Origin of the sequence: Providencia sp. (assembly GCF_052096715.1) — a bacterium.
Classification (GTDB): Bacteria; Pseudomonadota; Gammaproteobacteria; order Enterobacterales; family Enterobacteriaceae; genus Providencia.
Map to the genome: position 1 here is coordinate 48,643 of NZ_JBQDNB010000018.1, position 13,889 is coordinate 62,531.

General features: G+C 43.3%; 11 protein-coding genes. All 11 read right to left on the bottom strand.

Annotated features, from left to right (window positions below; all coding sequences use genetic code 11):
* Positions 1–46: 46 nt before the first annotated feature.
* The 11 genes from ftsA to ftsI all read right to left on the bottom strand — a co-directional run bounded on the left by ftsA (position 47) and on the right by ftsI (position 13,888).
* Positions 47–1,303: a cell division protein FtsA gene (gene ftsA, locus ACTH6U_RS14160; RefSeq protein WP_294102643.1), complete on the bottom strand. Its 1,257-nt coding sequence runs from the start codon at positions 1,301–1,303 to the stop codon at positions 47–49.
* Between the two features lie 36 nt (positions 1,304–1,339).
* Complete coding sequence (gene ftsQ, locus ACTH6U_RS14165; protein WP_294102641.1) at positions 1,340–2,152, bottom strand: cell division protein FtsQ; 813 nt, start codon at positions 2,150–2,152, stop codon at positions 1,340–1,342.
* Between the two features lies 1 nt (position 2,153).
* Complete coding sequence (locus ACTH6U_RS14170) at positions 2,154–3,074, bottom strand: D-alanine--D-alanine ligase (RefSeq protein ID WP_441832470.1); 921 nt, start codon at positions 3,072–3,074, stop codon at positions 2,154–2,156.
* A 2-nt stretch (positions 3,075–3,076) separates the two neighbouring features.
* A complete protein-coding gene (murC, locus tag ACTH6U_RS14175) occupies positions 3,077–4,495 on the bottom strand; it encodes a UDP-N-acetylmuramate--L-alanine ligase (RefSeq protein ID WP_434719650.1) in 1,419 nt (472 codons plus the stop codon).
* A 104-nt stretch (positions 4,496–4,599) separates the two neighbouring features.
* The gene (gene murG / locus ACTH6U_RS14180) at positions 4,600–5,679 is read right to left on the bottom strand and encodes an undecaprenyldiphospho-muramoylpentapeptide beta-N-acetylglucosaminyltransferase (protein WP_441832471.1); all 1,080 of its coding nucleotides are present in this window, start codon (positions 5,677–5,679) and stop codon (positions 4,600–4,602) included.
* Complete coding sequence (gene ftsW / locus ACTH6U_RS14185; protein WP_336428707.1) at positions 5,676–6,869, bottom strand: cell division protein FtsW; 1,194 nt, start codon at positions 6,867–6,869, stop codon at positions 5,676–5,678. The genes murG and ftsW overlap by 4 nt, the downstream gene beginning before the upstream one ends.
* Positions 6,869–8,209 carry a UDP-N-acetylmuramoyl-L-alanine--D-glutamate ligase gene (gene murD, locus ACTH6U_RS14190; protein WP_441832472.1) on the bottom strand — a complete coding sequence of 447 codons (1,341 nt, stop codon included), beginning with the start codon at positions 8,207–8,209 and terminating at the stop codon, positions 6,869–6,871. Before murD ends, ftsW begins: the two co-directional genes overlap by 1 nt.
* Before the next feature lies 1 nt (position 8,210).
* Positions 8,211–9,293, bottom strand: coding sequence for a phospho-N-acetylmuramoyl-pentapeptide-transferase (mraY, locus tag ACTH6U_RS14195; protein ID WP_294102627.1), 1,083 nt, complete (start codon positions 9,291–9,293; stop codon positions 8,211–8,213).
* A complete protein-coding gene (murF, locus tag ACTH6U_RS14200) occupies positions 9,287–10,651 on the bottom strand; it encodes a UDP-N-acetylmuramoyl-tripeptide--D-alanyl-D-alanine ligase (RefSeq protein ID WP_441832473.1) in 1,365 nt (454 codons plus the stop codon). Before murF ends, mraY begins: the two co-directional genes overlap by 7 nt.
* Positions 10,648–12,135: a UDP-N-acetylmuramoyl-L-alanyl-D-glutamate--2,6-diaminopimelate ligase gene (murE, locus tag ACTH6U_RS14205; protein WP_441832474.1), complete on the bottom strand. Its 1,488-nt coding sequence runs from the start codon at positions 12,133–12,135 to the stop codon at positions 10,648–10,650. Before murE ends, murF begins: the two co-directional genes overlap by 4 nt.
* Complete coding sequence (gene ftsI, locus ACTH6U_RS14210; protein WP_294102619.1) at positions 12,122–13,888, bottom strand: peptidoglycan glycosyltransferase FtsI; 1,767 nt, start codon at positions 13,886–13,888, stop codon at positions 12,122–12,124. Before ftsI ends, murE begins: the two co-directional genes overlap by 14 nt.
* Between the last annotated feature and the right edge of the window lies 1 nt (position 13,889).

The following is a 13,889-nucleotide window of genomic DNA, read 5'->3' on the forward strand; positions in this document are numbered from 1 at the left end:
CGTTTTGTGCTTACTTCGAAGCTAATAATATGCTTCTGAATAAAAATTAAAATTCTTTTCTCAACCAGCTCGTGATTTTACTAAACCAATTGCTAACTGAAGCACGTTTTTCCGTCTCGGTATCATCGCCAAGATGGCTTTCTTTGCCGTAATGTAGAAGCCCTACTGCTGTTGAGTAGTATGGCTCCTGCGCATAATCTGTTAATCCAGTGATATTAAGTGGAGCACCAATTCTGACTTGTGTATGGAAGACTTTCTGTGCACATTCGACTAATCCGTCGATTTGTGCCGCGCCGCCCGTCAAAACAATACCCGCTGCCAGATGGTGTTTGACACCTTGTTGGCGTAACTGTTCCTGTAAATTTAATATTTCTTCATTTACTAGATTTAATAACTCAGTATAACGCGGCTCAATAACTTCCGCTAAGGTTTGCCGCTGTAAGCTTCTTGGTGGACGTCCGCCCACACTCGGTACTTCAACGGTTTCATCTTTACTCACAATAGAGCCGACCGCACAACCATGACGAACCTTGATGGCCTCTGCGTCACTCGGTGGTGTACCAAAAGCATACGCGATGTCACTCGTTACCACATTACCTGCGTAAGGAATAACCTTAGTATGACGTAAAGCACCACCAGTATAAACAGCCATATCCATTGTGCCGCCACCAATATCGACAACACAAACACCTAATTCACGTTCATCTTCAGTTAAAACGGCGTAACTCGCGGCTAGACCTGCAAATATAAGCTGATCAACTTTTAAACCACAACGCTCTACCGCTTTAACAATATTCTTTGCCATATCATTATGACAGGTGATTAAATGGACTTTTGCTTGCATACGAACACCGGACAGTCCAACCGGATTTTTAATGCCTTCTTGATAGTCAATCGCAAACTCTTGCGGGATCACATGCAAAATACGGTGTTCATCGCGTACTCTAACTGATTTTGCGGTATGAACGACACTATCAACATCTTCTTGAGTGACTTCTTCTTCTGAAATTGGCACCATTCCAATTTCATTCTGGCAGCTAACATGTTTACCCGATAACCCAAGGTAGACAGAGGATATTTGGCAATCGGCCATTAATTCAGCCTGATCAATTGCTCTTTGCACGCATTTCACAACCGATTCAAGGTCGTTCACGCCGCCTTTATCCATGCCACGAGATGGGCAACTTCCCACCCCGATAATATTAACCATACCATCGGGCAGAATTTCGCCTACAAGGGCCGATACCTTGGAAGTTCCAATCTCAAGGCCTACCACTAATTTTCTGTCCGTTGCTTTTATCATTTGCTTCTGCCTAATTTGAGTTCTTAGCAATATTTATTATTGAAACCCCGGAGGGGCATCGACCAATAAAGGCGCCCACCCCACCGCAGCACCACTGGTATAACGAAGATCAACATAATCAACTCGTTTATCCGTTGTTTGCTGTAAAAGCGGATAAAGTTCAAGGAATCTATTTAACCGCTCTAATACTTCTTTTTTACCTAGCTCAATTCTTACGTCATTATCTAAGATTATCTGCCATGCATTTCGCGCTGTCATTGAAATCGATTTTAACTTCAAGTCGTGCTTCGCCAGAATATCTTTTAAAATGACATATTCTTTAAGTACTTCTTTCTGGCTTCCTTGAGGTCCATACAGTAAGACGTAATCGCCTTTACCATTTTCTGTTACGGGAAGGCTAAACACTCGACCTTCCCCATCCACCATGTTTTGATCATTCCATCTGGCAAACGGCACATACTCAGCAATATGGATCTTTAATTCATCTGGCCACTGTTTTCGCACTGTGACTTGGCGTATCCATGGCATCATACTAATTTGATTTTGAATGGCATTCACATCAACAGTCATAAAAGTACCTGGCTGCCCAAGGGATAAAATCGCCTTTCTGACATCATCGTTCTTTGTGTAGTGGCGCTCACCTGTCAACACTAACTTGGACATTGGTAGCCTATCCGCATCCTTCATCCAAGTCATCACGGTCCAACCACTCCAAACAATTGTACTCACAACCACTAAGAAAAAGAACAATCCACTCAAAAATGAACCATTACTTGGCCCCGAATAGGGGTCTTCATCATTCCCATTATTATGTTTATGATGCTTAACGTTTAACGCTGCCTGCGACATATTAGCGAGCCAATTCCAAAATACGCACAACTAACTGCGAAAAATTCAATCCCGCTTGATTAGCGGCCATTGGCACTAAGCTATGGCTAGTCATACCTGGCGAGGTATTCACTTCTAACAGGTAAAATTGACCATCACTATCTTGCATTACGTCAACTCGACCCCAACCACGGCAACCAACAGTTTTATATGCATTTATTGCCAATTCTGACAATGCCGACTCCAATTGTGCATTTAAGCCACTTGGGCAAAAATACTGCGTTTCGTCAGAAAGATATTTTGCTTCATAGTCATAAAAAATACCCGGTGGTTGGATACGGATTGAAGGTAATGTTTCATCACCTAGCACTGCAACCGTATATTCAGGGCCACTAAGCCATTTTTCAATCAATAATGTTTCATCAAAACGAAACGCGAGCTCAAGGGCAGCAGGCAGAGCTTCTAAGCTATCAACCTTGCTCATGCCAACACTCGAACCTTCTAAACTTGGTTTAACAATCAGTGGAAGACCCAAATGCATCGCTTGTTCTGCGATTTGCTGTTTGGTTTTTTCTGCATATTGTTGTTTTGTTAATGAAATATAAGGCGAAACACTCAGTCCGGCACCTTGCCACAACTGTTTAGTCCGCAGTTTATCCATACTCAAAGCCGATGCCATCACACCACTACCGGTATAAGGAAGTTCTAAAAACTCAAGCATGCCTTGGATTGTACCGTCTTCACCACCACGGCCATGTAGGGCAATGAAAACTTTATCAAATCCTGCTTCTTTTAACGTCACCACAGGGAAGTCTTTGGTATCAATAGGATACGCATCAATGCCTGCTTGGCGAAGACCAGCCAATACAGCACTTCCTGACTGAAGTGAAACTTCACGTTCAGCGGACGTTCCTCCTAATAGAACCGCAACTTTCTCTGTCATGCTTACTCCTCAACCATCGGTGGTTGTAATTTCGTATCTGCGAGGTTTTTCGCTATTTTACCAATATTTCCTGCGCCTTGAACTAAAATTAAATCGTTATCGTTAAGTGCTTTAGCCAAAATTTGACTAACTTGTTCTGAATCAGCGATAAATATTGGATCTACCAGCCCACGACCACGAATTGTTCGACATAATGAACGGCTATCTGCTCCCGGCACATGCTTCTCACCAGCCGCATAAACTTCTAACATTAACAATACATCGACCTGACTCAGTACATGCGCAAAATCATCATATAAATCACGAGTACGCGTATAGCGATGTGGTTGAAATATCATCACAATACGTTTATCAGGCCATCCGGCTCTCGCCGCTTTTATTGTTGCGTCCACTTCTGTTGGGTGATGACCATAATCATCAACTAGCATCACCTCACCTTCTTTACCATTCACATGTCGAAGAGCGTAATTACCTAGGAAATCAAAACGACGCCCCGTTCCTTGGAACTCAACTAATGCAGTCAAAATATGAAGGTCATCAATCCCTTCTTCTGTTGCAACGGCGACCGCTGCTGTTGCATTAAGGGCATTGTGGCGACCCGGCGCATTAAGTACCACGGTCAATTCAGGCATACCTTCACGCGCTATCGTAAAGAATCCTTGATTTCCTTTTTGCTCATACTGCGTAATTCTTACATCTGCATCTTCGCTAAAACCATAAGTGGTGATATAACGACCGACTCGTGGCAATAATGAACGGATCACGGGATCATCAATACACATCACTGCGCGGCCATAAAATGGCAAGTTATGCAGAAAATTAATGAAGGTATCTGTCAGGTTATCAAAATTACCCTGATAGGTATCCATATGATCGGCTTCAATATTTGTAATAACCGCCACTAAAGGTTGTAAATGCAAAAACGATGCATCACTTTCATCAGCTTCAGCAATTAAATAGCGGCTACTACCTAAACGTGCATGTGTGCCTGCTGATTTAACAAGTCCACCGTTAACAAAAGTTGGGTCTAACCCTGCTTGCGCATAAATGCCCGAAATCATAGCTGTTGTTGTCGTTTTACCGTGAGTGCCTGCAACCGCAATACCATGGCGGTAACGCATTAGTTCAGCTAACATTTCAGCACGACGTATAACAGGTATACGCAATTCATTTGCCGCTTTAATTTCTGGGTTTTCTGCAGAAATAGCGGTTGAAACAACCACAACACTCGCATTTTCAACATTTTCAGGGCGATGATTAAAATAAATTGTTGCGCCTAAATCCGTTAATTGCTGAGTGACTGCGTTTGGTGCCAAATCTGATCCACTAATTTCATAACCTTCATTAGCCAACACTTCAGCGATACCACCCATGCCAGCACCACCGATGCCAACAAAATGGATGTGCCTGACTCTTCTCATTTCTGGCACTGATGTTCTTAATTTCGCTAATTGTTGTGTATTCACTATATGTCTTCGCTTCTTATATAAATTCTGTATCGGTTTTAACTCATGATGGCTGCATTTTATTTAGCATTAGCCACTTCGCAAATCACAGCTGCTACACGCTCCGTCGCATCTGTAATGGCGCAGCTATACGCTTTTTCTGCCATCGATAATAATTCTACTCTATCCCACTGTTCTAGTAAGCTAGCAACAGCTTCTGCCGTAAATTGTGGCTGCTCGATAATTTTTGCAGCACCAGCCTTTTCTAATGGCAAAGCATTCCAATATTGCTGACGGTCTTTATGCTGAAAAGGAACAAAAATCGCAGGTAAACCTGCTGCTGCAACTTCGCTAACCGTTAGGGCACCTGAACGACAGATAACAAGATCCGCCCATGCATAAGCTTGCGCCATATCGTCAATAAATTCAGTAACTTTATGTTCAGAATTGCCTGAAACTTGCAAATGTTCATTATACAACGCTTCAGTCGATTCCTTACTTCCTTTTCCAGCTTGATGCCATATATTTAACTGCTTGTTCGTTTTTTCGACAACTTTGGGCATAACTTGATTTAAAATACGCGCACCTTGGCTACCGCCGACAACCAAAATTCGCATAGCCCCTTCCCTACCAGCAAATCGTGCTTGCGGGGCAGGTAAAGCTAATACATCATCACGTACCGGATTACCCACTATAGGCGCATTTGGAAATGCGCCCGGAAATGCCTGTAATACTCTTTTTGCAATTCTTGATAACCATTTATTGGTTAAGCCTGCAATACCGTTTTGTTCATGCAATACAACTGGTACGCCACACTGCCATGCCGCAATGCCACCGGGACCTGATACATATCCGCCCATACCCAATACTGCATCTGGCTGATAGCGCTCAATGATGGCCTTAGCTTGACGAATAGCTTTATAAATACGCCAAGGTGCACCAATCATTGCTGCAATACCTTTGCCTCTTAAACCTGATATCTGAATAAATTCAATCTCAATTCCATGCTTCGGTACTAAGGTTGCTTCCATACGGTCTGCTGTGCCCAACCAACGAATTTCCCAGCCTTGAGCCTGCAAATAATGTGCTACCGCTAGGCCAGGAAAAACATGTCCACCTGTTCCGCCAGCCATGACGAGTAATTTTTTTGCCTGACTCATTTGGTACTCCTTACAAAGGCCTGAGCTTTTTCTAAACGTGTTTCATAATCGATCCGCAGTAATACTGCTATCGCAGCCGACATGACTAATAAACTTGAACCACCGTAACTGATTAAAGGTAAAGTTAATCCTTTAGTTGGCAGCATGCCCGCAGCAGCACCAACATTAACCAACGCTTGGAAGGTAAACCAGATACCAATGGCACAAGCAAGGTATCCGCCAAATAATTGATTAGAAAGTAATGCACGTCGACCGATCATCATTGCTCTAAATGCCAACATGAAAACCATAATCAGAACAAGTACAACACCTATATAACCAAGCTCTTCAGCGAGTATTGAAAAAATAAAGTCCGTGTGCGCTTCGGGTAAATATTCTAGTTTTTGAACTGAATTACCTAAGCCTTGACCGAATAATTCCCCTCGACCAAATGCCATTAATGATTGGGTTAATTGATAACCACTCCCAAAGGGATCATCCCATGGATTCAAAAATGATGTCACACGACGCAAACGATACGGCTCAAACCAAATCAATGCGAGCACGCCGACAACACAAGCAGTAATACCAATAATAAAAGGAGCTAACCGAGCACCGGCTAAAAAAAGTAGTCCTAACGTCGTAACGACTAATACAATTGCAGTACCTAAATCAGGTTGTAACAACAACAAAAATGCCATTGCTATCAAAATACACATGGGTTTTACAAACCCAAGGAAACGTGTGCGTACTTCTTCTGATTTACGGACTAAGTAACTAGAAACATAACAAAAGAGCGCAAACTTTGAAATTTCAGCAGGCTGGATTTTAACAATACCAATATCAATCCAACGCGAGGCACCATTAACGGAACTTCCCGCAACTAATACCACACCTAACATTGCTAATGAGAGCATCAATAAAATGTAATTATACTTTTCCCACATCGCCATCGAAATTCGCATCACACCTAAAGCCAGTATGAAGGCTACCACAAGGTACATGACGTCGCGTTTAGCAAAGTAAAAAGGATCATTAGTCAGTCGCTGGCCAACAGGCATCGATGCCGACGTTACCATAATGAAACCCACTGTCGCCAAACCAAACGCTAACCATACCAAAGTACGATCGTACAATGTCGTGCCTGAAATTACGCCAAGCTTTTCGCCAATAACCCAACCTTTTAAGCGCGCTGCACCCGGTATCATCATTAACCTAACTCCTTGGCTAGCTGAGCAAATATATCGCCACGTTGCTCAAAGCTTTTGAACTGATCCAAACTTGCACAAGCTGGCGACAACAACACCATATCGCCATTCTTCAAACTTGGGGCTAATTGACGCAAGCTTTGTTCCATAGTGTCAGTTAATACTGATTTTTCAGGTGCTAATTGCGCTAATGCTTTACCATCGCGACCAAAGCAATAAAGACGATAATTATCCGCAGATACATAATTTTTCAATGATGAGAAATCAGCTGATTTACCATCACCGCCGAGCAATAAATAAATAGTGCCATCAACATGTAAGCCATTTAATGCCGCTTCGGTGCTACCTACATTTGTTGCTTTAGAGTCGTTTATCCAACGAACGCCTTTATTAAATAAGACTAATTGAAAACGATGGACTAAACCTGCATATGTTTTGAGCACCTGAATACTTGCGCTACGCGCTATACCCGCAGTATCTGCGAGCGCAAGCGCGGCCAATGCATTCAGATAATTATGTTGCCCTGTCATGTGCATTTGCGCTACATCCAACACGGCTTCCCCTTTAGCGACTAAAACTCGCTTTTGGGTATCAAAGAAATAATCACCGCTATTGAGACCAAAACTAATACATTCATTCACGGAATAGTTTTGCGGTAATGTTAGCGGGTCTTGTGCATTCACAATGCAGTTCAGTGCATTATGATAAATTTTTAATTTAGCTTCACGATACTGTTGCAGACCTAATGGATATCTATCCATATGATCTTCACTGATATTAAGTACCGTTGCTGCGATCGCTTTTAAGCTTGAGGTCGTTTCGAGTTGAAAACTTGATAACTCTAAAACATATAATTCATGACCTGAATTCAGTAATGATAGGGCTGGAATACCTATATTGCCGCCGACACCGACAGAAATACCGGCAGTTTTTGCCATTTCGCCAACGAGAGATGTCACTGTGCTTTTACCATTTGACCCAGTAATAGCAATAATAGGCGCATCTGCCTCACGACAAAACAATTCGATGTCACCAACAATTTCAATACCCTGACTAGCGGCTTGCTGTAATTGTTTGGTTGCCAACGCAATACCCGGGCTTGCCACAATTAAATCAGCTTCTTGCAGCCATTCATCATTTAAGCTACCGCAATGACATTCAACATTTTCAGGGAGTTTATCTACACCAGGTGGAACAGCGCGAGTATCCATAACGCGAGGCACGACACCTCGAGTAAGAAAAAAGTGAACACAAGATAGGCCTGTTAATCCTAAGCCTATAATGATGACTTTTTTACCCAGATATTTTTCATCTGGCTGTTTACTTCCCTGATAAATGCTCATGTTAACGCACCTTCAATGTTGCCAGTCCAATAAGGACCAACATTAAAGAGATGATCCAGAAACGTACAATGACGCGTGGTTCTGGCCAGCCTTTCAATTCATAGTGATGGTGAATTGGTGCCATACGAAATATTCTTTGCCCACGTAATTTGAATGAGCCAACTTGCAAAATCACCGACAATGTTTCGACAACAAATACACCGCCCATGATAACTAATAAGAATTCTTGGCGCAGTAATACGGCAATCGTTCCAAGTGCGCCACCTAATGCTAACGACCCCACATCGCCCATAAAAACTTGCGCTGGATAAGTGTTAAACCATAAAAACCCAAGCCCCGCGCCCACAATAGCGGTACAGACAATAACTAGCTCACCCGCATGAGGTATGAATGGGATATGCAAATAACTAGCAAAGTTGACGTTACCTGTTGCCCAAGCCACCAATGCAAAACCAGCAGCGACAAATACGGTTGGCATGATAGCAAGGCCATCTAAGCCATCAGTGAGGTTAACCGCATTACTGGTTCCAACGATCACGAAATAAGCCAGTAAAATATAAAGCATACCTAATTGCGGCATGACATCTTTGAAGAAAGGCACGACTAGCTGGGTAGCAGGAGTATCTTTACCTATAGCATACATAGTGAACGCGATGACTAAAGCGATAACTGACTGCCAAAAATATTTCCAACGAGCGATTAATCCACGGGTATCTTTTCTGACGACTTTACGATAATCATCGATAAACCCGACTACGCCATATCCAATTAGGACAAAAAGAACGCACCAAACATAAGGGTTATCTAAACGCGCCCAAAGTAAGGTGGAAACTGTGATAGAAAATAGGATGAGCAAGCCCCCCATAGTCGGGGTTCCGCGTTTACTAAAGTGAGACTCAGGACCTTCACTGCGCACAACTTGACCGATTTGCATTTTTTGCAAGTAAGCAATCAGGTGTGGCCCCATCCATAATGCGATAGCGAGTGCTGTCAGCAAACCGACAATGGCTCTGAACGTCAAATAAGAAAAGACGTTCAGGACAGAAAACTTATGTACCAATATCTCGGCAAGCCAGACTAACATTTGAAGCACTCCTTCAATGCATTCACAACATCTTCCATCGCGGAGCTGCGTGAACCTTTCACTAAAATAGAAACAACATCATTTCCCTGCACTAGAGGAATGAGTCGAGTTAATAACGCGTCTTTAAGAGCGAAGTGCTCACCACACTCACTAAATTGACTGATAATTTCACTGAGTTCACCCACACTCAGCACTTTATCTAATCCAGCTTGTTTAGCCGCTAAGCCAACACGCTGATGGCATGCATGAGCGTAATCACCTAACTCTCCCATATCACCAACGACTAATACACGATAGCCCGGCATTTTAGCCAATACATTAACCGCTGCAATCATTGAGCCATCGTTAGCATTGTAAGTGTCATCTAAGACCACTTTATTTTCACTTAACCGTACTGGATACAAGCGTCCGGGCACTGCTTGCGTCTGCGCGATACCACTTTGGATATCAGCCAGTGTGGCACCCACAGAAATAGCCAGTGCACTTGCTGCTAAAACATTGGCAATATTATGTACACCCGGGAGTGGCAAGGTAATTTCAACCTGCCCAACAGGGGTATGCAGAGTAAAATCTGTCGTGAGTTGTTTGATTTGAATATTAGATGGGTAGAAATCCGCTTTAGCTTGCGCTGTCAGTGAGTAATACCAAACCGTCTGACGTGGTTGGAATTGCCATAATTCACTGTAGCTATCAAGGTTAACAATCGCCGTACCTTCATCAGGCAATCCTTGATATATCTCGCCTTTAGCTCTCGCCACTCCTTCTGGAGAACCAAAGCCTGCCAGATGTGCTCCGAATAAATTATTGACCAATGCAGTTTCTGGTTTAACGATATTTGTCGTATACGCAATTTCATTTGGATGATTAGCACCCATTTCAATCACTGCATAATCGAACTCATCAGTTAATCTAAATAGCGTTAATGGCACACCTATATCATTGTTCAGATTTCCCGAGGTATACAGGGTATTTCCGCGTTCAGACAAAATTGACGCGGTCATTTCTTTGACCGATGTTTTACCAGAAGAACCGGTTAAACCAACAATTTTTGCTTTACTTGCTTGGCGAACCCAAGCGGCTAACTGCCCCATGGCAATTCGCGTATCTTCAACAATCACTTGAGGGCAATCTACCGCTAAAAGCCTTTCAACTAATAATGCTTTTGCGCCAGCAAGGACAACTTGTTCAGCGAAATTATGTGCATCAAAACGCTCGCCTTTCAACGCAATAAATAAGCAATCTTGCCCAATATTACGGCTATCCGTACTGACATTATGAAGCTGCAACTCATTATTAGCCGCTTTTTCAATACGCCCCTGAGTCACTTGCGCTAGCTGGGTTAATGTAATTGGGATCATGCGATTACCCCCAGTAACCTTGCCACCGTTAAGCGATCTGAATAATCTAACTTACGATGACCAATAATTTGATAGTCTTCATGACCTTTACCCGCGATGAGGATCACGTCATCAGGTGCCGCTTGTAAGATTGTGCTTGTAACCGCTTCAGGGCGACCCGGTATCGCTAATACGCGACTTGAGTCCAGAATACCCGCCATGATGTCATTAATAATGTCTAATGGATCTTCACTGCGAGGGTTGTCATCCGTGATGACAACTTTATCAGCCCACTCTTCTGCGGCTGCGCCCATCAATGGACGTTTGCCTTTATCTCTATCACCACCGCAACCAAATACACACCATAATTGGCCTGTACAATGTAAACGTGCGGCTGCAAGGGCTTTTTCCAATGCATCTGGTGTATGAGCATAATCAACCACAACGGTAGGCTTGCCTTGCGCATTAAACACTTCCATGCGCCCACAAACAGGCTCAAGGGACGATGTCGCTGCAAGTAATTGTTCCAATGGATAATCCATCATTAACAATGTCGCCATTGCTAAAAGTAAATTACTGACATTGAATGCTCCCATTAAAGGGCTTTCAAATGAACCATTTCCCCATGAAGAATCAAAGTGAATAGTCGCGCCTTTATCGTGGTATTCAACATCAGTTGCTTGTAACCAAGGCCCTTGCCAATGGCTTGGAAGGCGATTTTCCATTGAAACTGCACAAGCTTGTGGTAAACGTTGTAACCATTTCAATCCAACGGCATCATCTGCATTTATAATTTGAGTTTTTGCATTATGCGTTGAAAATAAAAGCCACTTAGCGGCTTCATAGTTCTCCATGTCACCATGGTAATCAAGGTGATCACGGCTTAGATTGGTAAATATGGCAGCATCAAATGACAGTGCAGCAACACGACCTTGCACTAAACCATGGGAAGAAACTTCCATTGCCGTCAAGGTCGCTTTTTTGTTCAGTAGTTGAGTTAACTCAAGTTGAATATCGACCGCTGAACCCGTGGTATTCTCACTTGGCGACACTTGTCCTAATAGCCCATTACCCACGGTTCCCATCACCGCGCTGACTTCGCCTAGACCTTTCGCCCATTGAGCAATTAGCTGCGTTGTGGTTGTTTTGCCATTAGTTCCCGTCACACCGATTAATTTCATTTGTGCAGAAGGATGATGATAAAATTCGCCAGCCAAAGCCGATAAACGATTATTCAAATCATTCAAATAAATAACGGGTACACCGTGGCTGAAACGTATTTCACCTTCTGACGCTTCACCCTGCGCTTCAGCGATGACAGCAGAAACACCCTGAGCAATCGCTTGAGGGATATAATGTCTGCCATCTGACTCATGGCCCTTTATTGCAATAAACAGATCACCCGCGGCAGCCTTTCGACTGTCTAGCGTCATCTCACGCAGTGAGATATTTTCCGTGCTCACACCAAAAGGTGAGAGAAGCTCACAAAGATTACGATCTGCCACTTTTAACCTCTTTTTGACTGTTCACTATTTCGTTTTTGTCACCTGACGGTAATGCATCTGGTTCAATATTCGTGAGCCTTAAAACACCGCCCATAATGGCTCCAAATACCGGTGCAGATACCGCACCACCATAATATTTCCCTGCACTTGGCTCATTGATAAGCACCACAAGTGCATAACGAGGATTACTTGCTGGAGCAACACCTGCGGCATATGCGATATATTTATCAATATAACGGCCTTCAGGTCCGACTTTTTTCGCGGTCCCTGTTTTAATTGCAATCCGATAGCCTTTAATTGCTGCACGTGTTCCCCCGCCTCCCGGTAGAGCAACACTTTCCATCATATGAACAACCGTTCTCATTATCGGCTCAGGAAAAACGCGCGTTCCAGCAACAGGTGGGTCAACTTTAGTAATTGACAGTGGACGATAGATACCGAAACTGCCAATCGTTGCATAGGCACGCGCTAATTGTAATGGTGTTACCATTTGCCCGTACCCGAAAGAAAAGGTGGCCCTTTCTAAATCAGACCACCGTGTTTTTTTACTTGGAAAGATACCACTACTTTCCCCGACTAACCCCAGATTGGTCGGTTTGCCAAACCCAAAGCGGCCATACACATCCACCAACTCTGTAGCAGGCATCGCTAACGCCAGTTTAGAAACACCAACGTTACTCGATTTCTGTAAAATACCGGTAATAGATAGCTCTGCATAACGTGCAACGTCTTTAATTTCATGACCGCTGATACGATATGGATAGGTATTTAATACGGTATTCTCTGTCACTATCTTATTGTGTAACGCACTCATCACCACCATCGGTTTTACTGTCGAACCAGGTTCAAAAATATCGGTAATAGCGCGGTTACGCATGAACTCCATCGGCGTGCCAGCAAGATTATTTGGATTATATGACGGGCTATTGGCTATCGCTAAAATCTCTCCCGTATGCACATCAACTAAGATGGCCACGCCTGACTCAGCTTTATTTTCCTGAACACCGCGAGTGAGCTCTCGGTATACAATTGATTGAATTCTTTCATCAATACTCAATGTAAGATTATGCGCCGCTTGGCTATCGACGGAAGAAACTGTTTCAATCACTCGTCCGTTGCGGTCTTTACGCACAATGCGCTCACCCGGCAATCCTTTTAACCAACGATCAAAGCTTTTTTCAACCCCTTCAATACCTTCCCCATCAATATTAGTCACACCGAGTAAGTGGGCAGTCACGGGACCTGATGGGTAATAACGACGCGATTCTTTACGTAAATAAATACCCGGTATTTTTAGCTTGCGAACGTAATCACCGATCGTTGGATTAACCTGACGAGCGATATAAACAAAGCGACCTCTTGGGTTCGCAGATATTTTGGTGGTAATTTGTTCTAATGGAATATCAAGTGCTTCAGCAAGCGCTTTCCAGTGTTCATCGTGGCTAATGCCGCCTTTTTCAAAAATTTCTTTTGGATCAGCCCAAATTGCATTAACTGGTACGCTCACCGCTAATTGACGACCTTCCCTATCACTTATCATGCCACGAGCGGTTGCCACTTCTTGTACACGTAAGGAGCGCATATCCCCTTCTTTAACTAATTTTTCAGGGGCGATAATTTGTAAGTAAGCTACTCGGGTCAGTAGACCGACTAAAGCTAAGACAATGCATCCGCACAGCAAAACAAAGCGCCAGCGAACAAAGCTGGTGGTTTCTTCTTGTTTCTTGTTTTTAGCTGTTTTAGGTGCTTTCATT